This is a genomic window from Shimia haliotis (assembly GCF_900114415.1).
GTDB lineage: Bacteria > Pseudomonadota > Alphaproteobacteria > Rhodobacterales > Rhodobacteraceae > Shimia > Shimia haliotis.
The window spans coordinates 155,142-177,012 of record NZ_FOSZ01000003.1; the positions used below are offsets into that span (position 1 = coordinate 155,142).

General features: G+C 57.4%; 18 protein-coding genes and 1 tRNA gene. 11 read left to right on the plus strand and 8 right to left on the minus strand.

What is annotated here, in order from left to right:
• The first annotated feature begins 16 nt into the window (after nt 1–16).
• The 8 genes from BM069_RS08960 (at nt 17) to BM069_RS08995 (ending at nt 10,503) form a co-directional block, all read left to right on the plus strand.
• On the plus strand, nt 17–502 hold the full coding sequence (locus BM069_RS08960; protein ID WP_093323083.1) for a MarR family winged helix-turn-helix transcriptional regulator: 486 nt from the start codon (nt 17–19) through the stop codon (nt 500–502).
• Entirely contained in the window at nt 499–1,539 is a 1,041-nt protein-coding gene (locus tag BM069_RS08965) for an efflux RND transporter periplasmic adaptor subunit (RefSeq protein WP_093323085.1), read from the plus strand. Before BM069_RS08960 ends, BM069_RS08965 begins: the two co-directional genes overlap by 4 nt.
• An 11-nt stretch (nt 1,540–1,550) precedes the next feature.
• Nucleotides 1,551–4,610, plus strand: coding sequence for an efflux RND transporter permease subunit (locus BM069_RS08970; protein WP_093323548.1), 3,060 nt, complete (start codon nt 1,551–1,553; stop codon nt 4,608–4,610).
• A 188-nt stretch (nt 4,611–4,798) separates the two neighbouring features.
• Nucleotides 4,799–5,914: an MlaE family ABC transporter permease gene (locus BM069_RS08975; protein WP_093323550.1), complete on the plus strand. Its 1,116-nt coding sequence runs from the start codon at nt 4,799–4,801 to the stop codon at nt 5,912–5,914.
• A 2-nt stretch (nt 5,915–5,916) separates the two neighbouring features.
• Nucleotides 5,917–6,717 (plus strand): ABC transporter ATP-binding protein, encoded by an 801-nt coding sequence (locus BM069_RS08980; RefSeq protein ID WP_093323086.1) that lies wholly within the window; start codon nt 5,917–5,919, stop codon nt 6,715–6,717.
• Nucleotides 6,717–8,810 (plus strand): MlaD family protein, encoded by a 2,094-nt coding sequence (locus BM069_RS08985; protein WP_093323088.1) that lies wholly within the window; start codon nt 6,717–6,719, stop codon nt 8,808–8,810. Before BM069_RS08980 ends, BM069_RS08985 begins: the two co-directional genes overlap by 1 nt.
• On the plus strand, nt 8,807–9,469 hold the full coding sequence (locus BM069_RS08990; RefSeq protein ID WP_093323089.1) for an ABC-type transport auxiliary lipoprotein family protein: 663 nt from the start codon (nt 8,807–8,809) through the stop codon (nt 9,467–9,469). The genes BM069_RS08985 and BM069_RS08990 overlap by 4 nt, the downstream gene beginning before the upstream one ends.
• A gap of 80 nt (nt 9,470–9,549) precedes the next feature.
• The gene (locus tag BM069_RS08995; RefSeq protein WP_093323091.1) at nt 9,550–10,503 is read left to right on the plus strand and encodes a 2-hydroxyacid dehydrogenase; all 954 of its coding nucleotides are present in this window, start codon (nt 9,550–9,552) and stop codon (nt 10,501–10,503) included.
• Nucleotides 10,504–11,028: 525 nt separating this feature from the next.
• Here BM069_RS08995 and BM069_RS09000 read toward each other — a convergent pair.
• The 4 genes from BM069_RS09000 to BM069_RS09015 form a co-directional block, all read right to left on the minus strand.
• Nucleotides 11,029–11,105: transfer RNA gene (locus BM069_RS09000), tRNA-Pro, on the minus strand.
• A 57-nt stretch (nt 11,106–11,162) separates the two neighbouring features.
• Nucleotides 11,163–12,107 (minus strand): DMT family transporter, encoded by a 945-nt coding sequence (locus BM069_RS09005; protein ID WP_093323092.1) that lies wholly within the window; start codon nt 12,105–12,107, stop codon nt 11,163–11,165.
• 117 nt (nt 12,108–12,224) lie between these two features.
• Nucleotides 12,225–13,328, minus strand: a complete 1,104-nt coding sequence (leuB, locus tag BM069_RS09010) for a 3-isopropylmalate dehydrogenase (RefSeq protein ID WP_093323094.1) — start codon at nt 13,326–13,328, stop codon at nt 12,225–12,227.
• Nucleotides 13,329–13,386: 58 nt separating this feature from the next.
• On the minus strand, nt 13,387–14,283 hold the full coding sequence (locus BM069_RS09015) for a LysR family transcriptional regulator (protein ID WP_093323096.1): 897 nt from the start codon (nt 14,281–14,283) through the stop codon (nt 13,387–13,389).
• A 92-nt stretch (nt 14,284–14,375) separates the two neighbouring features.
• Between BM069_RS09015 and BM069_RS09020 the strand changes: the two genes are divergently transcribed.
• On the plus strand, nt 14,376–15,287 hold the full coding sequence (locus tag BM069_RS09020; RefSeq protein WP_212611526.1) for a Rossmann-fold NAD(P)-binding domain-containing protein: 912 nt from the start codon (nt 14,376–14,378) through the stop codon (nt 15,285–15,287).
• On the opposite strand, the gene BM069_RS09025 is transcribed toward BM069_RS09020, so the two are convergent.
• From BM069_RS09025 to leuC, 4 genes are all read right to left on the minus strand, one after another.
• Nucleotides 15,254–16,180 (minus strand): endonuclease/exonuclease/phosphatase family protein, encoded by a 927-nt coding sequence (locus BM069_RS09025; RefSeq protein ID WP_425288678.1) that lies wholly within the window; start codon nt 16,178–16,180, stop codon nt 15,254–15,256. The two genes, BM069_RS09020 and BM069_RS09025, sit on opposite strands and share 34 nt — an antisense overlap.
• Nucleotides 16,181–16,272: 92 nt before the next feature.
• Nucleotides 16,273–17,106, minus strand: coding sequence for a hypothetical protein (locus tag BM069_RS20035; protein ID WP_093323553.1), 834 nt, complete (start codon nt 17,104–17,106; stop codon nt 16,273–16,275).
• Nucleotides 17,107–17,551: 445 nt separating this feature from the next.
• Nucleotides 17,552–18,157, minus strand: coding sequence for a 3-isopropylmalate dehydratase small subunit (gene leuD, locus BM069_RS09035; RefSeq protein WP_093323097.1), 606 nt, complete (start codon nt 18,155–18,157; stop codon nt 17,552–17,554).
• A 12-nt stretch (nt 18,158–18,169) separates the two neighbouring features.
• Nucleotides 18,170–19,576: a 3-isopropylmalate dehydratase large subunit gene (gene leuC / locus BM069_RS09040; RefSeq protein WP_093323099.1), complete on the minus strand. Its 1,407-nt coding sequence runs from the start codon at nt 19,574–19,576 to the stop codon at nt 18,170–18,172.
• Nucleotides 19,577–19,847: 271 nt separating this feature from the next.
• Between leuC and BM069_RS09045 the strand changes: the two genes are divergently transcribed.
• Both BM069_RS09045 and rsfS read left to right on the plus strand, forming a co-directional pair.
• The gene (locus tag BM069_RS09045; RefSeq protein WP_093323100.1) at nt 19,848–21,248 is read left to right on the plus strand and encodes a mechanosensitive ion channel family protein; all 1,401 of its coding nucleotides are present in this window, start codon (nt 19,848–19,850) and stop codon (nt 21,246–21,248) included.
• Between the two features lie 233 nt (nt 21,249–21,481).
• The gene (gene rsfS, locus BM069_RS09050; RefSeq protein WP_425288679.1) at nt 21,482–21,865 is read left to right on the plus strand and encodes a ribosome silencing factor; all 384 of its coding nucleotides are present in this window, start codon (nt 21,482–21,484) and stop codon (nt 21,863–21,865) included.
• Nucleotides 21,866–21,871: the final 6 nt, after the last annotated feature.

The following is a 21,871-nucleotide window of genomic DNA, read 5'->3' on the forward strand; positions in this document are numbered from 1 at the left end:
ATGAAGTATCTGCGTGATGATTCAACATATCAAAGATGACGAGCCGTTTTTTCCCACCGACTTGCCGCCTGAAATGATGGCGGTTGTCGGTGCTTTTGCGCTTGTAAGGCAAATGGAATCTCATCTCGATGATGGTGTTTTTGAAATCCAGCTGAGCAAGCAGGAACGCCGGATGGTGATGTTTCTGAACCCGCCACGGCGTATGGGGGCAATGGCAGATGTGATGGGGGCCTTGCCCTCAAGCGTTACGGCGATGGCGGACGCATTGCAGGATCGTGGATTGCTTCGCAGAGAACGTGATCCGGATGACGGGCGGGTCTGGCGGCTGGCGCTGACAGAAACAGGCGAAGCTGCACGGGAAGAAACCATCCGAAGGGTGTCTAAGAAGTTTCGAGAGATTTCGGCGCTGACACCTGAGGAAATTGACACGTTTTGGAAGCTGGCCACAAAGGCGCTTCCAATTCCGGTTTTGGCGAAATTGGCCAGTGAGGGAAAAGAATGAAACTGATGACGTATGCGGCTCTGGCTGCGGCCTTGTTGGCGGTGCCGGCGATAGCCGAAGAACATTTGAAACCGGTAAAGCTGATGGAAATCAACGCCGGCGAAGCGTCGTTTGAACGGCAGTTCTTTGGTCAGGTCAAAGCACGGCAGTCCGTTGATCTTGCGTTTCAGGTGGGAGGTCAGATCGTTGATTTCCCCGTGACCGAGGGTTTGCGCATCGCCAAAGGGTCGGTGATTGCCGAATTGGATCAAGAGCAGTTCGAGTTGCAACTGGCGCAGGCGCGTTTGCAAAAAGCCCAGGCGGATCGCACGGTGAATCGTCTTAAGAAACTCAAGGGCAACACGGTCAGCCAGGTGGCGATTGATGACGCCGAGACACAGGCCGGCCTATCGGAAATCGCAGTGAGCAACGCAGCATGGTCGCTGCGCCATGCGACCTTGCGTGCGCCTTTTGATGCCTTGGTTTCCAGCCGGAATGTAGAGCTTTACACAACAGTTGGCGCGGGAGCGCCTGTGGTACGCATTCATGACCTGAGCGAGTTGCGCATTGAAGTGGATGTGCCGGAAATCCTGTTCCAAACTGCGGGCAACCGTGGTGACAATATCGAGATCTTCGCGCGCTTTCCCGGGCTGGACGACGTCTATCCGCTCGACATCCGCGAATACGACGCGGAGACCTCGGATATTGGACAAACGTTCCGGATTACCTTTGGATTGGAGCCGCCCAAGGAGCGTGTAGTCCTTCCCGGTTCCTCTGTCACCGTATCTGTCCGTGCAGTCGAGCCGGCAAAAGCCATTGAAGTGCCGATGTCTGCCATCGTGACAAATGACACAGGGGAAACCGGTGTCATGCAGTTCGATCCCAAAGGCGGCGATGTCGGCCATGTGCGATTTGTGCCTGTTGATATTCAGCCCTCTGAAAGCACAAAGGTCCGCATTCTGAGCGGGCTTGATGATGGAGCAGAAATCGTTGTTGCAGGTGGCGCCGCGTTGGGCGAAGGCCAGCAAGTGCGCCGCTTTGCCGGCTTTGGCAACTGAGGTCAATGCAGATGAACATTGCACGCATGTCGATTGAGAAGCCAATTTACACTTGGCTGATCATTCTTGTGTTTTTGGGGGGCGGTATTCTCGGCTTCCTGAACCTTGGACGCCTTGAAGATCCGGCGTTCACCATCAAACAGGCGGTTGTCTCTACGTCTTATCCGGGTGCGACGGCAGAGCAAGTCGCAACAGAAGTCAGTGAACCTCTGGAAAGCGCCATTCAGAAAATGGGAGAAGTGGATCGTATCACTTCGATCAACAGCCCGGGTCAGTCGCTGATCGAGGTCCATATTAAGTCGACGGTAAATGGCGATGATCTGCCGGAAATCTGGACACGGCTTCGCGCCAAAATGCGGGACGCCTCTCGTGCATTGCCGCAGGGCGTTGGCCAGCCCTATGTGAACGATAGTTTCGGCGATGTGTTTGGCATGTTTTATGCCATCACCGCTGAAGGGTTCAGCGATGCCGAGAAGCACGAACTCGCCACTTATCTGCGCCGTGAATTACGGACGGTAGACGGGGTGGCGGATGTCGAAGTCAACGGCTTGCCGGAAGAGGCAATCTACATTGAACCCAACCTTGCGCTGTCGGTAAACCAGAACGTGTCGATCGAAGCGATTGCGCAGGCCATTGCCAATTCCGACAGTGTGACACCTGCCGGCACATTGACCACCGAGAGCGCGCGAACGCGGATTATGACCCCCGATGGCAGCGACACAGTCAGCGCCATTCAGGGCCTGTCTGTCGGATCGGGAGGTCAGGTTGTGAACCTTGTGGACACCAGCCGCGTTTCCCGTGAGCGCAAACCCAATCCGAGCCAGATCGTTCGCTACAACGGCGTCGAGGCCTTCACACTTGGCGTGGCCGGTTTGAGCACGGAAAATATTGTTGAAGTTGGCAAAAACGTGGACGCGAAACTTGCAGAGATGCAGGGCGACATTCCAGCCGGTGTTGAGTTGCACCCAATTTACCAACAGCACATGGTTGTGGACAAAGCGTCCAACGATTTTCTTGTGAACCTTGCGATGTCGGTTTGCATCGTGATTGCGGTTCTGGGGGTATTTATGGGGTGGCGCGCCGCTGTGGTGGTGGGTGTGACCCTGTTCCTGACGGTGATCGGCACTTTCCTCTTTATGTCGATGTTCTCGATTGAGATGGAACGCATTTCGCTTGGGGCTTTGATCATTGCAATGGGCATGCTGGTGGACAACGCCATTGTTGTTGCCGAAGGCATGCAGATTGCGATGTTGAGGGGCAAGGCTTCCCGCGCGGCCGCAGACGAGGCCGCCGGCAAAACCCAGATTCCGCTGCTTGGAGCAACGATCATCGGGATCATGGCCTTTGCAGGCATCGGTCTGTCCCCAGACGACACCGGCGAGTTTATGTTCTCGCTGTTTGCGGTGATTGGCATTTCGCTTTTGCTGAGTTGGCTGTTAGCGCTGACCGTGACACCCATGCTGGGTCACTATCTGTTCAAACAGGGCAGTGGCGGCGACACGGATGCGTATTCGGGATGGATTTTCCGCATGTACGGCTGGAGCCTGAACCTTGCGCTGAGGCTACGCTGGTTGGTGGTGGTCGGTCTATTTGCTGTCACCGCGCTGAGTTATGCAGGGTTTAGCCGTGTGGAGAACCAGTTCTTCCCTGAAAGCAACACGCCAATCTTCTTTGTGCACTACAAGCTGCCGCAGGGCACGCCGATCGCTAAGACGTCTGAGCATATGGCTAGGATGGAAAGTTGGCTGGCCGAGCGTGAGGACGTATCCAGTTACTCGACTTTTGTCGGACAGGGGGCGACCCGCTTCATGCTGACTTATGAGTCCGAAAAATCAAACCCGAGCTACGGGCACATCATCATTCGCACCGAACATGCCAATCAGATTCCGGACTTGCGGGCGGATCTGAATGCTTTTGGCGCAGAGGCCTTTCCTGAGGGTGAGTTCCGGACCAAGCGTCTGGTGTTCGGCCCAGGTGGTGGTGATCCGATTCAGGTGCGGTTCTCCGGCCCCGATCCGGTGGTGTTGCGCGAATTGGCGTCGCAGGCAGCGGTTGTTCTGGAAGACGCATCGCCGAACATTCGCGAGGTGCGTACAGATTGGCGCGAACAGGAGCTTGTGATCAAACCGCTTTATGCCACGGAGCGGGCGCAAACGGCGGGTGTGACTCGGGATGATGTTGCGGACATGCTGAATTTCTCGACAGACGGCATCAGCGGTGGCTGGTTCCGCGAGAAAGACCGTTTGCTGCCGATTATCATTCGCCGGTCCAATTCCGAGGGGTTCGGACTGCTGGATCAGGTGGTCTATTCGGGCAACACCAAGAGCTTCTTGCCGCTGGAACAAATGGTCGACGGCTTCGCCTATGAAACTCAGAACACGTTGTATCATCGCCGTGATCGGGTGCCGACAATCACTGTTGGGGCGGACATTGCGCCGGGCCTGAATGCTGCGGAGGTTCAGAAAGAAGTGACCGCAGCGGTGGAGGCGATGGAGCTGCCTGTTGGCTATCGAATGGAGTGGGGCGGCGAGAAAGAAAACTCTGCCATGGCACAGGAAAGCCTTGGCAGCCAGTTGCCTCTGACGATTCTGATCATGGTGTTGATTTCGGTCCTGCTGTTTAACGCAATCCGCGAACCTATCATCATCTGGCTATTGGTGCCTATGTCGGTGAACGGTGTGGTGATCGGGCTTTTGGGCACAGGTCTTCCGTTCTCCTTTACCGCGCTGCTTGGTCTGCTCAGCCTGTCGGGCATGTTGATCAAGAACGGTATTGTTCTGGTAGAGGAAATCGATTTTGTCCGCGAAGAAGGCGGCCCGCTTAAAGAGGCGATTGTGAAAGCAAGCGTATCACGACTGCGGCCGGTGATGCTTGCGGCTGTGACAACGATCCTAGGAATGGCGCCGTTGCTGTCGGACAAGTTCTTTGAATCGATGGCTGTGACAATCATGGGCGGTCTGGCCTTTGCCACCATTTTGACCCTGATTGCGGCCCCTGTGTTCTATATGATCTTCTTTGGCCGAGAGGATCGAAGGAAGCGTGACGCACAGACCAAGGCGGTCGCCGCCTGACCCCTGCACCGCCCCTGTTTTTGCAACGGGGGCGGTGATCCCTTTCCCACTGAGGAGGGCTTTGCTAAGCTCTTTTTGAATGCGGACATTTGCCGCGCCATGCTGTGACCCTTGGGGGATTTTTTGCCAGCCAAAAGGTATTTGAAGTCGGTGCCTTTGATCGGGGTGAGCCAAAGGGGCGTGACGCAATGAACGCTCTGCCGCCACCTTTTGTGAGTCGTGACGCGGGCGTTGTCCGGATTGGTGGCGCTTTGCTGACATCTACAATTGGTCGCATCGAGAACGACTTTGCCGCTCTAACGGCCGAGGGCGATGTGGTCATTGATGCTGCCGAGGTCTCCGCCTTTGACACAGGTGGCGCTTGGATGCTGGCCGACCTGAAAACGCGGCTAGGCGTAGGCGGTGTTGTGACCGTGCAAGGTCTGGCTCCTGCCTATGAGGCCTTGTTGGCCAACGTCGAAGGCGCCATTCCCGAGAGTGACGAAGACCCGGAAGGGCCGCGCGGTGTGATGGCCGCGCTGGATCAGTTCGGGCGCAAAGTGGTGCACGCGCAAGAGGCCGTGATTTCCTTTAACGGATTTCTGGGCGAAACTCTGGTGCGGATTTTCTATCTGTTGTTGCGGCCGTGGAAGCTGCGCTGGGCGTCTTTGGTGACGCATATGCAGGATGCCGGCCTTCATGCCGTGCCGATCGTCGCTCTGATGGGGTTTTTGATCGGTATCGTGCTGGCTTTTCAGGGCGCGACGCAGTTGCAACGCTTTGGCGCGGAGGTTTTCGTTGTTGAACTGATCTCGATTTCGGTGCTGCGGGAACTGGGCATTCTTTTGACCGCGATTATCGTGGCAGGCCGGTCGGGATCGGCATTTACGGCGTCTGTCGGCTCGATGAAAGTTCAGGAAGAAATCGACGCCATGCGCACTTTGGGGCTGGATCCCATAGAGGTTCTGGTGGTGCCGCGGGTGCTGGCGTTGGTTCTTGTTCTGCCGATCCTTGGATTTGTGGCGAACCTGTGTGGTCTGTTTGGCGGGGCCTTGATGAGCTGGATCGATCTTGGGGTCAGTCCGGGTATGTTTCTGACACGGCTTTATGACAACACGGGGGTCTGGCACCTTGCGGTGGGCATGATCAAAGCTCCGTTTTTTGCGGTGGTGATTGGTGTGGTTGCCTGCTGGCAGGCGTTTCAGGTGCGCGGGTCCTCGACAAGTGTCGGACAACGCACAACGGCGTCGGTGGTGCAGGGCATTTTCCTTGTGATTGTTTTGGACGCGATGTTCTCGATCTTTTTCGCGCAGATGGGGATTTGAGGATGACGGAGACCCGTGAAGCCGTGATCAAAGTGCGAGGCCTGCGCAATCAGTTCGGACGCCAAGTTGTGCATGACAATCTTGATCTAGATGTCTGGCGCGGAGAAGTGTTGGGTATTGTGGGCGGATCAGGTACGGGCAAATCCGTGCTGTTGCGCACTATTGTCGGGCTGAACAAACCCGCCAAAGGCAGCATAGAGGTGTTGGGCGTGGATGTTCTCAACGCGCCGGACATCGAACGGCGCGAGGTGGAAACCCGCTGGGGCGTTGCGTTTCAAGACGGCGCCTTGTTCTCATCCCTATCGGTTCTAAACAACGTCATGGCCCCGATGCGCGAACACCTCGATCTCAGCCCGGCGCTGATGAAGGCGTTGGGTGAATTGAAGATTTCGATGGTCGGGCTGCCGCCGTTGGCCTGTGGCAAATTGCCGAGCGAATTGTCTGGCGGCATGCGCAAGCGCGCGGCCCTTGCGCGGGCTTTGGCGCTTGATCCGCAGATTGTGTTTCTCGACGAGCCGACTGCGGGCCTCGATCCGATTGGAGCCGCAGCGTATGACGAATTGATCGGCGAGTTGCAGAGGGCTTTGGGATTAACCGTTTTTATGGTCACGCATGATCTGGACAGTCTTTATGCGATCTGTGACCGTATCGCGGTGCTTGCCGAAAAGCGCGTGCTGGTAGAAGGTCCGATAGAGGGGATGACCGAAGTGGATCATCCCTGGGTGCAAGAGTATTTCACCGGACCGCGTGCGCGGGCGGCACAGGTGAAGGGTCAGGCCACTGGCCAAACGGGGGCGGGATAATGGAAACGCGGGCCAATTATGTGCTGATCGGGCTGTTTGCCCTGATGGGCCTCATCGGGTCCTTTGCCTTCCTGTTGTGGTTGGCAAAACTCGATGTGGACCGGAGCTTTGCGTATTATGAAATGACGTTTGAAAATGTGTCGGGCCTCGGCACGGCGGGGGATGTGCGATACAACGGCTTGCCGGTTGGACAGGTTGTTGGTCTGGAACTGGATGATGACAATCCATCGCTTGTGCGGGTCCGTGTTGAGGTGGATGCGGAAACTCCGATTAAGACCGACACGATTGCCCAACTCAATTCTCTGGGCGTCACCGGCGTTAGCTTTGTGGCGCTTTCCGGTGGGTCCCCTGAGGCGGCTCTTCTCGGCTCTGGCGGCGAAATCACAACTGAGCGCAGCACAATACAGACTTTGCTTGAAGGCGCGCCGGAGCTTTTGGAAGAGGCCGTTGCCTTACTGGAAGATGTGCGCAGCGTGGTGAGCGAAGAAAACAAGGACTCGGTGTCGGAACTCCTCTCCAACTTGGCATCAGCCTCTGGCAAGCTGGACCGAACACTTGAAGATTTCGAGGGGTTGTCTGCCGATCTTGGCGCTGCGGCACGTGAGGTTGCAAACTTCACAGATACACTGGAAGGGCTGTCAGATACTGCCGAAGTGACACTAACAGAGGCAACCGACACGCTGGTTTCTATTCGCGGTGCCGCGGACCGGACGCAGGGCACGTTGGACAGTGCCAAAACTGCCTTTGACACCGCCAATGATCTGGTGACGGGAGAGCTAAAGGAATTGGTGGCACGGGGTGCGGATGCCGCAGCGGCGTTGGACACCATTCTTGAGACCGTGGAGCCCTCAGCTATCGCGGCGTTTGACGCGGCAAATGGGTTGATCACGGACCGGTTGCCGGGCTTTGTGGATCAGGTTGAAAGTACAGCCAAAACACTTGAAACCGAAATCGCCAGTGTCAGCGAATCCGCGACGACTTTAATGGAGCGATATGAGGACGTGGGGCAAGTGCTGCAACAGCGTGTGACCGAAACCGAGGCGGCGATTGTTTCAGTGCGTGAGGCGTCAGACGCAGCGACCGCGACGCTCAATTCGGTGAAAGATACTGCGGAAACCGCAACCGATTTGATGAATCAGGAGGTTGCGGCGCTGGCGCAGGAAGCCACCGCGACCTTGCAGCAGACCCGTGTTTTGGCGTCCGAGCAACTGCCGGAGTTGATAGAAGGTGCGAACTCTGCGCTGGCGACCATTCAACAGGAGGCTCAGCAGGTGGGCGACACCGCCAACGACATGATCATTGAGGCTACTCTCCGCTTGCAGGAGGCGCGTGGCACTTTGGCTGGGTTCCAGGAAACGCTTGAGAATTCTGACACAATGCTAACGTCTCTGACGTCGACGTCAAATAGCGTCCAGACGCTTGTCGAAGGGGATGCGACCACGTTTTTTGTCGATGCCAGCGCTGCCGCCGAAGCTGCGCGCGCGGCACTTGAAACCATCAACGCGTCTGTGGACGAAGAATTGCCTGGTGTGATGGAAGATGTGCGTGCTGCGGCCAAAGGTGCGAAGGACGTGATCGCGGCGCTAGGCGACAATGTGGAAATGTTGTCGGCGGACGGACAGGTGGCTCTGGAATCCGCGACCGTTGCCTTCACAAATGCCAATGAAACTCTGGCAGCCATCACCACGGCCATGGAGGCGGCTGAAACCACGTTGAACACGGCTGATGACACATTCACAGCAGCAAATGACATTCTAGAAGGCGATATGGATGCCATCATCGCCGACGTTCGCGGGGCAGTGGACGCCTTTTCCAACACAGTGGTCAACGTGACAGACGACATCGAATTGGCCAGCGCCGAGGTGCTGAGCGCCTCGCAAGCGGCGGCAAGTTTGGTGGGCACCGTGGACGGCATTGTGGTGAAAAACCAAAGGCAGGTGTCGGATTTCCTTGGGGTGGGCTTGCCGCAGTTCCTGCGCTTTATTGAAGAAAGCCGCTATTTGGTCGGAAATCTGGACCGGCTGGTAGATCGGGTGGAGCGTGACCCCGCGCGCTTCCTGCTTGGCACTCAAGGATCGGAGTTCAGTCGATGAACAAAAGTGTCTCTCTGTTCGTTGTTCTTACGGCTCTGCTGCTAGGCGGCTGTGCGGGTATCGGCACGATAAACCGCGCTGCGACGCCGACGGATTTGTATGCGCTGACTCCCAAAAGCACGTTTGACGCCAATCTACCGCGACTGCGGCAGCAAATTGTTATTGAGGAGCCCACGGCGACTGCGGCGGTCGACACCGACCAGATTGCGGTACATCCGACGCCCTTGCAGGTGGAATATCTTCCCGGCGTGCGCTGGGTCGACCGTGCTCCTCTGATTGTGCAGGCATTGTTGATCGAGAGCTTTGAAAACAGCGGCAAGGTTGCTGCGGTTGGACGATCCACAGTCGGCCTGCGGCCGGACTATACCATCGTGACCGATGTGCGTGAATTTCAGGCGCATTTGCCCAAAAGCGAAGAGCCGGACGCGCCCTTGGAGATTCATGTGCGGTTGAATCTCAAGATTGTGGACAGTTTCAGCGATCACATCATCGGCTCGAACTCCTTTACTGAGGTCGTGCCGACGCAAAGTGATGAGATGCTTGATATCGTGACGGCTTTTGATTCCGCTCTGGGGCGGGCAATGCGGGATTCCGTAGAGTGGAGCGTCCGCAAGATATATGGCCATGCACAGGCCAATCCGAGACCACAGTTGCGGTAACCCAAGCCGCTTGAAACTGTGTGCCTGTGGCTTGTCGTGCCCGCCGGTACCCTTCATCGCCCTTCACCGAGGACTTTCTCATGGCTGATCTGCTCATACTCTGCCGCACAACGCCGGAGATGGACAAACACCTCGCCCAGCACTTTGACGCAGTTCGTTTGGAGGAGATGTCCGCGCCGCAGGAGTGGCTGCAAGCGCATGGAACAGACGTTCGGTATATCTTGACGGACGGGCACCGTGGCGTGTCGGAGGCCGTTCTCGAAATGTTGCCCAATCTTAAACTGATCAGCAGCTATGGGGTAGGATATGACGCCATAGACACCCGCGTAACAAATGCCGCCAGAGTGCCTGTGACGCACACGCCGGATGTGCTGAACGAAGAGGTCGCGACCACGGCCTTGATGTTGTGTCTGGCGATCTGGCGCGACATGGAAAACGCAATGCATCACGCGCGGTCCGGCGATTGGGCTGTTAAAGGCGCACGGCCGCTGCCGCATACCGCGGACAACCGCAGGGTCGGGATTTTGGGCCTTGGCCGGATTGGCAAAGCTTTCGCGCGAAAGCTGGCGCCGTTTCATGCCGAAATCAGTTATCACGGCCGCACAAGGCAGGACGTCGCGTATTCATATTTCGACAATCTGGTGACTATGGCGCGGGCCTGCGACACGCTGGTCTGCATTGCACCAGGCGGTGAGGCGACCAAACACCTCATCAACGCCAAAGTGCTGGAGGCGCTCGGACCTCAGGGGTATCTTGTGAACGTCGGGCGGGGATCAATTGTCGATGAGCACGCATTGATCGCTGCGTTGCGGGACCGACGGATTGCGGCGGCCGGACTTGATGTCTTTGAGGACGAGCCGAACATTCCGGCAGAGATGCGGGCCCTGCCGAATGTGGTCATGACCCCTCATATCGGTAGCGCGACGGTCGAGACCCGCTTTGCAATGGGCAAACTTGCGGTGGACAACCTGATTGCCGTGAAAGAAGGGCGTGATCCTCTGACGCCGATTCCAGAAAGCCGAGGACTGTTTTAGTGGTTTGTTGAGGTCATGCGCTTCCGTGATATTTGGGAAAACTCGAAATTTTGCCCGCTTGCAGTCGGGAAAGGCCTGCCGGAAACGGCAGATTTGCATTTTTTTGGCATGCGTGATTTCCACACAGTGCCTGTGTGACCCAAGTTCCATCACCGGCTTCTGGGGCGGCTCGCCGAAAGGCTGATCCGCTTTTAGGAGGCAAACCTCTCGACAGGATACTGCCCGAAAGGGAAATCTCCGATGATCCTTGCATAATCCAGCCGTGACCGTTTGTTTGCGACGCTGGAAACGCTGTGCGCTTCGGGTGCGACTGTGGTGTGTGACGGAAACGGCCGAGCGCATTTGCGGGTCGGTACCGCCGTTGAGCGGCGTGAGGAACTGCGCGCTTGGCGGTCGTATGACATAGCTTTGCCGTTTGCCGACGACGAGTTCACGACGCCGTCTGCCCAATACCTGACGACGGATACGCACCTCGTACCATTATCCTGAAAACAACAAAGGCGCCCATTGGGCGCCTTGTTTTACTGGTCGGAGTGAGAGGATTCGAACCTCCGACCCCTGCCTCCCGAAGACAGTGCTCTACCAGGCTGAGCTACACTCCGACCGTGACGGGCGATGTAGTCCGTTCGGCGAACTTTGGCAAGCACAATTGGTGCAAATTATTCCGGATCCGCGCGGCGCATTGCCTGACTGACGCGGAAGCTGCCCGCGGAGATGCCGCGGGAGCGGGTGCGCAAAACCGGCGTCTCTTTGGAGGTGCCGCCTCGGGCCTCTCGGGCGATGATGAAAAGGCCGCTGGCCACGATGATGCTCGCGCCCACAAGCGTCATTTTGTCGGGCCATTCGTCAAACAAGAGAACCCCGAACAGCGTGGCCCAGATGATTTGTGAGTACTGCATCGGTGCGACCAGTGCAGCCTCGGCATTGGTGTAGGAGAAGACCAGCATCAACGAGGCGGAAAAGCTAAAGAGTGCCACCATAGCCATGCCGCCCAAAGCCGGCAGATCAACCGGTTGATAGACAAAGATCATTGCCACACCCATGGCGCTGACGTTGATCAGGGCTGGGTACAGCATCAAAACAGCGCGCCGTTCTTCGCGGCCAATTTTGCGCAGGATCACAGATTGCAAAGCCACCGCAAAGGCCGCCAAAAGAGCTGCGAAATGTCCTAGTTGCAGCTCTGTCACGCCCGGACGTACGACCACGATGACGCCACTAAGGCCCAAAAGCACAGCCAACATGCGCATGACGCCGACTTTTTCTCCAAGAACCGGGATAGCCAAAACCGTGATCAAAAGCGGGGCGGCAAAAAGCAAGGCATAGACCTGGGCCAGAGGGAGTACCGTGAAGGCATAAAATGCCGCCGCCGGAGAGGTCACGACGCATACAGATCGCAAGGCCACCCACCACGGATGCACAGGGCGCAGATTGCCTTGGGTTGGGTCGCGCACCAGCATCAAAGTGATGAGGGGGAAGCTGAACAAGCCCGAGAAAAACACTATCTGGAACGGAGAAAACGTCGCGCCGAGGTATTTCACGATCACATCATGGGTCGAGAATATCGCAAAGGCCAAAAGCGCCACCAGAACGGCTTTGATGTGCATGAAACAGTCCCGAATGTGCTGAGTTTGGCGCATGTTAGCGCAATCGGCGTGGCGACGATAGGCGGGCGCAAAAGAAAAGGGCGCCCGAAGGCGCCCTTGAACCAAAAGCTTGTGCGATTAAAGGCTTGCGTCGAGTGCCGCCAGCAACGCATCGCCCATTTCGGAAGTCGACACCGGTGTGCCACCGTCCGCTTGCATCAAGTCGCCGGTACGCACGCCGTCCGCCAGAACTTTCTCCACAGCGGCTTCCAGACGGTCCGCTTCGCCACCTTCATTAAAAGAGTAGCGCAGCGCCATTGCAAAACTCAGCACGCAGGCACAGGGGTTGGCTTTGCCTTCGCCCGCGATGTCCGGTGCAGAGCCGTGTACGGGTTCGTAGAGAGCCTTGGGGCGGCCGTTGTCCATCGGCGCGCCCAGTGACGCGGAGGGCAGCATGCCCAGCGAGCCGGTCAGCATCGCGGCACAATCGGACAGGATGTCGCCAAACAGGTTGTCGGTGTAGATCACGTCGAACTGTTTCGGGGCACGTACCAGCTGCATCGCGCCGTTGTCGGCGTACATGTGGGAAACTTCGACCTCGGGGTAGTCCTTGGCCACCTCGTTCACCACTTCGCGCCACAGAATGCCGCTTTCCATCACGTTGGCTTTTTCCATGGAGCACAGACGCTTGTCACGCTTCATCGCAAGGTCAAACGCCGCGCGGGCGCCGCGCTCGATTTCGCTTTCGGTGTAGCGCTGGGTGTTGATGCCCACGCGCTCGTTGCCTTCTTCAAAGATGCCGCGAGGCTCGCCGAAGTAAACGCCCGAGGTCAGCTCGCGCACGATCATGATGTCGAGGCCGGAGACCAGTTCCGTTTTTAGCGAGGAGAAGTCCGCCAGCGCATCAAAGCACTGTGCAGGACGCAGGTTGGCAAACAGGTCCATTTCCTTGCGCAGACGCAGCAGGCCACGCTCGGGCTTCACCGAGAAATCCAGTTCGTCGTACTTCGGGCCACCCACCGCGCCGAGCAGAACCGCGTCTACCTCTTGTGCGCGGGCCATCGTGTCGTCATGCAGGGGCACGCCGTGTTTGTCATAGGCGGCACCGCCCACAAGGTCTTCGCTCACGTCGAATTTTAGCCCGCGCTTGTCGCCGAACCAGCCGATAATGCGCTGTACTTGCGCCATGACTTCGGGGCCGATGCCGTCGCCAGCGAGGATGAGAAGCGAAGGGTTGCTCATGGGGTGTCGTCCTTGTCCAAATGGGTCCGCAATGGCCTAGCGGCTGAAGGCCCAAAGATCAAGAAACAAGGGGCTTTAATGCCTCCTCCAGAAGCTCCCAGACCCGAGAAATGCGGGGGGTGTGGCGCAGGGCCTCATGTGCGGTCAGCCAGACTGGCAAAACAGGTAGTGGAAAGTCTACGGTCACCTCTTCTATTCCCGCAGTTTTGCGCGCGACGTCAGTTTGACAAAATCCGAGCCCGCAGCCTGCGCGCACGAGTTCCCAATAAGCGGATTGATTATCACATCGCACGGCGAACCAGTCCCTTGTGGCCGGAATACCCATGCCGCGCATTTCGCGAATGATGTCGTCGTTGGCGTCATATCCCACGATGTCATGGTGTGGCAGGTCAACCGCACCGCGGGGGCGGCCTTTGCGGTCCAGATAACTTTGGGCGGCAAACATGCCGAGGCTGATATTGCCGAGATGTCTGGTGATCATATCCAACTGTTCGGGTCGGTACATGCGCACGGCGATGTCGGCCTCGCGAAAAAGCAGGTTTTCAGATTGGTCCGAGGGCAGCAGATCGATCTTTATCGCCGGTTCCTTCTGTCGGATGTCCGCGATGATATCGGGCATGGCGTGGTGGGCCATAAACACCGAACAGGCGATGCGTACATCACCCTCGAGTCGGTTTTCCTGTCCTGCCGCGCGCAGCGAAAGATCGGCCATGGCCGCAGCCATGTCTCGGGCAGGGGTGAGCAACTCCTGTCCCTTGTGCGTCAGTTCAAACCCCCTTGCCTGTCGGTGAAAGAGTTCGAGGCCAAGGTGGTCTTCGAGCACACGGATATGGCGCCCCAAGGTGGGTTGCGACGCGTTCAGCTGGCGTGCTGCGGCAGACAGAGAACCGGTTTCGGCGACCGCCACGAAGGATTGGATCAGGGACCAATCGAGATCTGTGAGTCGTTTTTCCATTCATAAATGAATAGCACGGCTTTGATTTTTGCCAATGCACATTTGTTTTCGAATGCCTCATCTTGAGGGCAGCAAACAAGGAGTGCGTGACAATGACCAAGACTGTTTTGATCCTCGGCGCCACAGGCCGATTTGGCCGCAACGCCGCCACGGCCTTTGAAAGCGCTGGCTGGGACGTGCGCCGGTTTGACCGCAGTAAAGACACGCTGCGACAGGCCGTACATGGGGTGCAGGTGATCGTGAATGCGTGGAACCCACCCTACTATGACTGGGCGGCGCAGGTGCCAGGGTTGCATGCGGATGTGATCGAAGCGGCGCGACTGGTGGACGCCACGGTGATCGTTCCGGGCAACGTGTATGTCTTTGGGGATGGCAACGGCGGCACTTGGGACGTGACGACACCGCATTTGGCGCAAAATCCGCTTGGAAAAATCCGCCGCGACTTGGAGGATGCCTATCGCGAAAGCGGGGTTCGCACGATTGTTTTGCGGGCGGGAGACTTTCTCGACACAGAGCCGTCGGGCAACTGGTTCGACATGATCATGGCGCCGAAGTTGGCGAAGGGCGTGTTCACCTATCCCGGCGCGACGGACATCGACCATGCCTGGGCCTATCTGCCCGACCTCTGCCGCGCGGCCGTGCAGTTGGCGGAGAAGCGGGATGAGCTGAACCGTTTCGAGGACGTACCGTTTCCGGGTTACACTTTGAGCGGAGAAAAGATGGCCGACCGTCTGGCAGCGGTCACAGGGCGGAGCATCTCGCTCAAGAAGATGAACTGGCTTCCAATTCAGCTCGCGCGCCCTTTTTGGAAGCTCGCGCCGCACCTGCTTGAGATGCGCTATCTCTGGAACATGCCGCATCGTTTGAGCGGTGCGCGCCTGAATGTGCTTTTGCCGGAGTTTCAGCACACACCTCTGGAGCGCGCGCTCGCCAGTACGGTGCCACCCGCAGCCTTGCAGCATCCGACCGGTCAGAACCCAATGTCTACCCAGACCAGTCTGTGACGGCTCGCGGCTGTTTCATCATATACCAACAGATCATGGTCCCGCGCGCCTTCGCGGGGCCAAAACACGCCGGCATTCTCAACGGTCCAATCTGCGGAGGGCAGAACATAGCTCACCCGCAAATCTCCTGGTGTCGGTTCCGGCCAGTCCACCGTTGGTCCGGCGTCACGCAACGGATCTTGCAGGCTCGGGTCACGTATCAAGTCTGCAATCGCGTCCCGCCGTCCTTCGCCATTGTCGGGATCAAGGTTCGCATTTCCTGCAATCACAAAGCGGGATTTGGGTGGCGCGCCAAATTCCCCGCCCAAATACACCTGCCAAAACCGGATTTCATCGGCGTTTCGCAGCCCGTTCCGATCTTCGGGCCCGTCAAACACGGGCGGTCCGGCAGCAAAGGCCATTATTGTCACGACGCCATCGGGATGGGCAATCGGGACCACCCAATGTCCAACCGACGACAACCTTTGTGAAGCTTGTGCTGCCTCGCTTGGAAACGGTGTTCCGTCCCGTTTTGGTAAATCCGCCCGTGGCAGAGCCCGCCACAAAAGGTCGGAGTGGTCCTGCACCTCCGACAAAATGATGGGCCATTTCGATAGTATGGCCATACCGTCCGCCCCGCGAAACCGGCCATAGCCCTGCGCGTCAGCAGGCCCGCCTAACCGTCCGTCACCATTCATGTCCAGTCCTGTTTGAACACCTGTATTCGGGGGCAGGGCAAAAACATGCGGAAAGCGCCAGCCCACCGTGCCAATCACCTCACGCAAGGCGGTGAGAGTGCGCAGCTCTGCGTCATAATCCACGCCCTGCAAAACAAGGATATCCGGCGCGACATGGGACACCACCTGCGCCGCTGCTCGTGCCTGATCATCACCACGCAGAAGGTCACGTAACAAAACGCCCGGTCCGCGCCGGCTTAATTCCAGGTCATATGTGGCAATGCGAAGGGTTTCCGCAGGGGCCGGTCCCGCCCAAAACAGAGCAAGGATCAGGCAGGCTGTACGCCCCGCGCCGCTGCATAGGCGCGTCGCCGGTTTTCGCTGATCATCGTGGCGACCCGCACCATCGCCATACCGCGCATAATCATGCTCGCGGGAATGAAGGCCCATGCCGTAATTGTCCAAATCAATGTCAGCGGATCATCAAGATGGATCGGATCAATCAGATCCGACATCATCTGCACCACCGCTGGGATCAAGAATGGCATCAAAAATCCTAACGCAATGTTAAGACGTCCATCACGCTGTAGCCGCGGCAAGACATCTCCGCCTGCCGTGGGGTCGAAAAGAGGCAGATTTACCCAAACGTTGAAGGCGCCATTGCGTGCAGGCCACCCAAGAATGCGCACATAGAAATAGAACACAGCCAAGGCAGCCAGCGAAATGAGATAGGCCATTCCGGACGCGGTGCGCACCGCAAGCATCAATTCCGGCGAGGCGTTGCTGGGCAACATGATCACCATGAGCCGAACCGGAGAATAGGGGAAATCGATTGCGTCTCCAACGATATATCCCAACGTGTGCAGGAAAGCGGTGAAGGCATTTGGCGCCGCTTCTCCGCGGGCGATCACAGCCAGTGTGAAAACAGTGAGGAAGACTGCGAGAAACCGCAGTCGGTTGAAAGGGGCCGCATAGCGGAATTCAAGGATCGACGGGTAGGCCGACAGGTATTCGATAAAGACAAGAAGTCCTGCAAACAGCGCAAACAGCAACATGATGTGGATGGCATCCGCGCTGACCGTTGGCATCAAAATCGCTGGCAGAGCAAACAGCAATGCCACCAAAAGTGCCCGAGTCATCGCGCTGATTATTCTGCTAAACACTGCCCGTTTCCCTTCAAACTGGATGCCGCGATTTATGGTCATCGTTGTGACCCGCGATCTTTTTCCAACTTGATCCCGCCAACATTGCGGCGGGGTGCCTCATTCTCGCCTTAATGTGGCACCCAAGGAGGCGCTTGCTCAAGGATTTGTTTCCGGAATGGTAAATTTTTCTCTACGGATTTCCTGGACTGGTGCGGGAATGCATCAACTTCGGATCCGTAAAAGTGCAAGAAACTCAGGTGGATGCTAGATGTGGTGGGCTTGGACGCGGAGACCCACAAGGCATGTGGACTACCTGTGTTTGGATATCCGGAGGCCGCCCCAATTTTGCCATAATTGAGCAAATTTGTTAATTTTTTCTCCCGAGGCTCAATGCTCAACGGGGATCAGCGGAACAAAAAAGCGCCGGCCCCTTGGGACCGGCGCTTCACAATTTTGGATTGGATCATACCCAGGGGCGCTCAGCGCCTGCCTTGGCTTCATAGGCGTCAATCGACGCAGCCTTTTCCATAGTCAGTCCGATGTCATCCAGACCGTTCAACAGGCAGTGCTTTTTGAAGGCATCCACCTCAAACGCGATCACGTCGCCATCGGACGAGGTGATTTCCTGCGCCTCAAGATCGACGGTCATGCGCGCGTTGGCGCCTTTTTCTGCGTCCTTCATCAGCAGATCGACCTGTTCCTGCGGCAAGACAATCGGCAGGATGCCGTTCTTGAAGCAATTGTTGAAGAAGATGTCGGCAAAGGACGTGGAGATCACGCATTTGATGCCGAAATCCGCAATCGCCCAAGGCGCGTGTTCGCGCGAAGAGCCGCATCCGAAGTTATCGCCCGCCACCAGAATGGAGGCTTCGCGGTACTGCGGTTTGTTCAACACAAAATCTGCGATCTCGGTGCCGTCGCGGTTGTAACGCATCTCGTCAAACAGGTTCTTGCCAAAGCCGGTCCGTTGAATCGATTTCAGAAACACCTTGGGGATGATCATGTCGGTGTCGATATTCACCAGCGGCATGGGCGCGGCGATACCTTGCAGTTTTTCAAACTTTTCCATCTCGCTGGCTCCTTACATCAGCTCGCGAATATCAGTCAGCTTGCCCGTCAGGGCAGCAGCGGCGGCCATAGCTGGCGACACAAGGTGTGTGCGGCCTTTATAGCCTTGGCGGCCTTCGAAGTTGCGGTTCGAGGTTGCTGCGCAGCGCTCGCCCTCGGACAACTGGTCGGGGTTCATTGCCAGACACATCGAGCAGCCCGCCAGACGCCATTCAAAGCCCGCCTCACGGAAAATGTCCGCCAGACCTTCTTCTTCGGCCTGAGCGCGCACAAGGCCGGAGCCCGGCACGATCATGGCGCGCATGCCTTCTTTGATTTTCTTGCCTTTGACCACTTCGGCCACGGCGCGGAAATCTTCGATCCGGCCGTTGGTGCAAGAGCCGATGAACACAGTGTCGATCTCGATGTCCGTGAGCTTCTGACCGGGCGTCAGACCCATATATTCGATCGAACGGCGGGCCGCGTCGACCTTGCCGCCTTCGAAATCTTCGGGGTGCGGCACCACACCGGTGATGGGCAGAACGTCCTCAGGCGAGGTGCCCCAGGTCACGACCGGCTGGATGTCTTCGCCTTTGAGCGTCACGACTTTGTCAAAATGCGCGCCTTCGTCGGTGTAGAGCGTTTTCCAGTATTCCAGAGCCTGCTCATATGCGCCGGCCTTGGGTGCGTGCGGGCGGCCTTTGACGTAGTTGAACGTGGTTTCATCCGGCGCGATCAGGCCAGCACGTGCGCCGCCTTCGATCGCCATGTTGCAGACGGTCATGCGGCCTTCCATCGACAGATCGCGGATCGCTTCGCCGCAATATTCGATGACATAGCCGGTGCCGCCGGCGGTGCCGGTTTCGCCAATTACGGCCAGCGTGATGTCCTTGGCGGTCACACCCGGTTTCAGTTTGCCGGTGATCTCCACCTTCATGTTCAGCGATTTCTTCTGGATCAGAGTCTGGGTCGCCAGAACGTGCTCAACCTCGGAGGTGCCGATGCCGTGCGCCAGCGCACCGAATGCACCGTGCGTCGCGGTGTGGCTGTCGCCGCATACAACGGTCATGCCCGGCAAGGTCCAACCTTGCTCGGGGCCAACGATGTGCACGATGCCCTGACGCACGTCAGAGACGGGATAGTAATGCACACCGAATTCGCGGGCATTTGTGTCCAGAGCGGCCACCTGAATGCGGCTCTCTTCAGTCATTTGTGCGGGATCGTCACGACCTTCGGTGGTCGGCACGTTGTGGTCCGGCACTGCGATGGTTTTTTCCGGTGCGCGCACCTTGCGGCCCGCCATGCGCAGGCCTTCAAATGCCTGCGGGCTGGTCACTTCGTGTACGAGGTGGCGGTCGATATAAAGAAGGCAGGTGCCATCGTCGGCTTCGTGCGCGACATGGGCATCCCAGATTTTGTCATAGAGCGTCTTGGGGGACATCGGTCCTCTCCATTCTGTTGGGGTAGCTAGGTGATGTGGCTGTCAAACAGGCGTGCAAACGCGCGCCGCGAATTCATAGCGCGGCGATAACAGACTTGCTCTGACCATAGAAACGCCAAGGCAAAAAGGCGCGGTCGGCTATGTCGTAGATACGTTTCATCACGCCCCACCTACACCCTCCAACAGATTCCTTCAAGCGCATCCCGCTTCTGTGCAACATCAATAAAGCTCAAGTTGCCGCAATTGGTATTAACGTGCCAAAGTGAGGGGGATGGAAGAGGACGCAACACTGACCGCCGAAGGGCAAACTTCGGAATTAGACCGCATCGCTGGGGCGGAGCGCCAAGTGGCGGATGTTGTGCAGCAAGGCGACACACCGGCAACAACGGAAATTGCATTGGGCATCTGGGACAGGGTGCTGTCCTTCATGGAAAGTCTGACCCGTCCTTGGGTCGCCTATCAGGTCGGAATTGCCCTCGCTCTCCTGCTGTTGGCTTTTGTCCTGTCGGCGGTGCTGAAGCCGCGCTTTTATGATTGGCTCAAGACACGGGAAGGCTGGTCAAAGTTGCGCTACCGGTATGGAGTAATGGTGCATCGGCGGATGCCACTTATTCTGTTTACCGTTCTGATATGGGCCGTGGTCTGGGTGCTGAAATCTGTCACCTGGCCCAGTCGGTCCTACCTGCTTGCCATGTTGGCCAGCCTTGCGCTGTCGTGGCTGGTGGTGGTGATCGTGTTGCGGGTTGTGGTCAACCCGACTCTGCGGGCCTTCCTTCGATATGGGCTTTGGATCTGGGTTACGTTGGTGATCACGGGTCTGCGCGACGATGCTGTCAGCCTCATGGACAGCATGGCGATCAATTTTGGCGAAGCGCGCATCTCCCTATGGATGATCGCACAGGCCGTTGTTTTGCTCGGGCTGACCTTTGCAATAACCCGCCTGTTGTCGCGGCAAGCGGACGCTCGATTGAAACGCAGTCAGGACATTTCGCCCTCAATGCGCGTGCTCTTTGGCAAATTGCTTCAGGTGCTGCTCTATACAACGGCGTTTTTTGTCGGGCTTCGTATCATTGGGTTTGATCTGAAAGGACTGGCGTTCCTCACCGGCTTTATCGGCGTGGGTCTTGGCTTCGGCCTGCAAAAGGTGGTCTCCAACCTCGTGTCGGGCTTGATCATCGTGATGGACAAATCCATCAAGCCCGGCGACGTGATCTCGCTTGGGGAAACCTTCGGTTGGATCAACTCCCTTGGCGCACGCTATGTCAGTGTTGTGACACGCGACGGTAAGGAATTCCTGATCCCGAACGAAGATCTGATCACCAATCAGGTGGTGAACTGGTCCCACTCCGACAAATATGTGCGGCTCGATATCTTTTTTGGCACCGCCTACGGCGATGATCCGCATCTGGTGCGCAAAATCGCAGTTGAGGCCGCACAGTCGGTCGGCCGTGTTCTGAATTTTCCGAAAACGCCCGTTTGCCATATCACCGGTTTTGGCGACAGCAGCGTCGACTATATTCTGCGGTTCTGGATCGAAGACCCCACAGGTGGGCTGACCAACATCCGCGGTAACGTCTATTTGGCGCTTTGGGATGCCTTCAAAGCGCATGGCATCTCCTTGCCGTTCCCTCAGCGCGAGGTGCGGATGTTGGATGGAGAAGATGGGGCCTGAGCCTGACTTCTCGTTGCTTGAAATACCTCGGGGTGAATTGGCCGAAGGCCAAGAGGGGCGGGCCCCTTCCTGTGTTGTGAACACAAAATCGCATTCTCTGTGGCGTGAACCGGCCGCTGCCTCTTGCCTTTCATTGAGAATGGAGGCAGGGGGTGCTATTCTTGACTTATGTCCGGCACCGGGGCCTTCAGGTGCGTTATAAGGAGGGCAGACTTCTGTCTCTGAACACAGACGTGGCCAAGGCTGCAAACCCCCATCCTGCCACTGGGTTGGATGATACGGGTGCGACCAGCGAAGCACTGCTGACCCGCATCCTCTCCTCTCTCGACGAAGACAAAGCCGAAGACGTGGTGCAGATTGATCTGCGCGGCAAGACGTCTATTGGCGATTACATGGTGATCTGTTCCGGACGCTCTTCGCGTCAGGTGAACGCCATGGCCGAGAAACTGGTAGAACGCCTGAAATCCGATTTTGGCCGTGGCGCCAAGGTCGAAGGCAAGGAAACCGGTGACTGGGTGTTGATCGACACCGGCGATGTGATCGTGCATGTCTTCCGTCCCGAGGTTCGGGAGTTTTATCAGCTTGAAAAAATGTGGATGCCTGGCGGCGACGCATGATCTGCT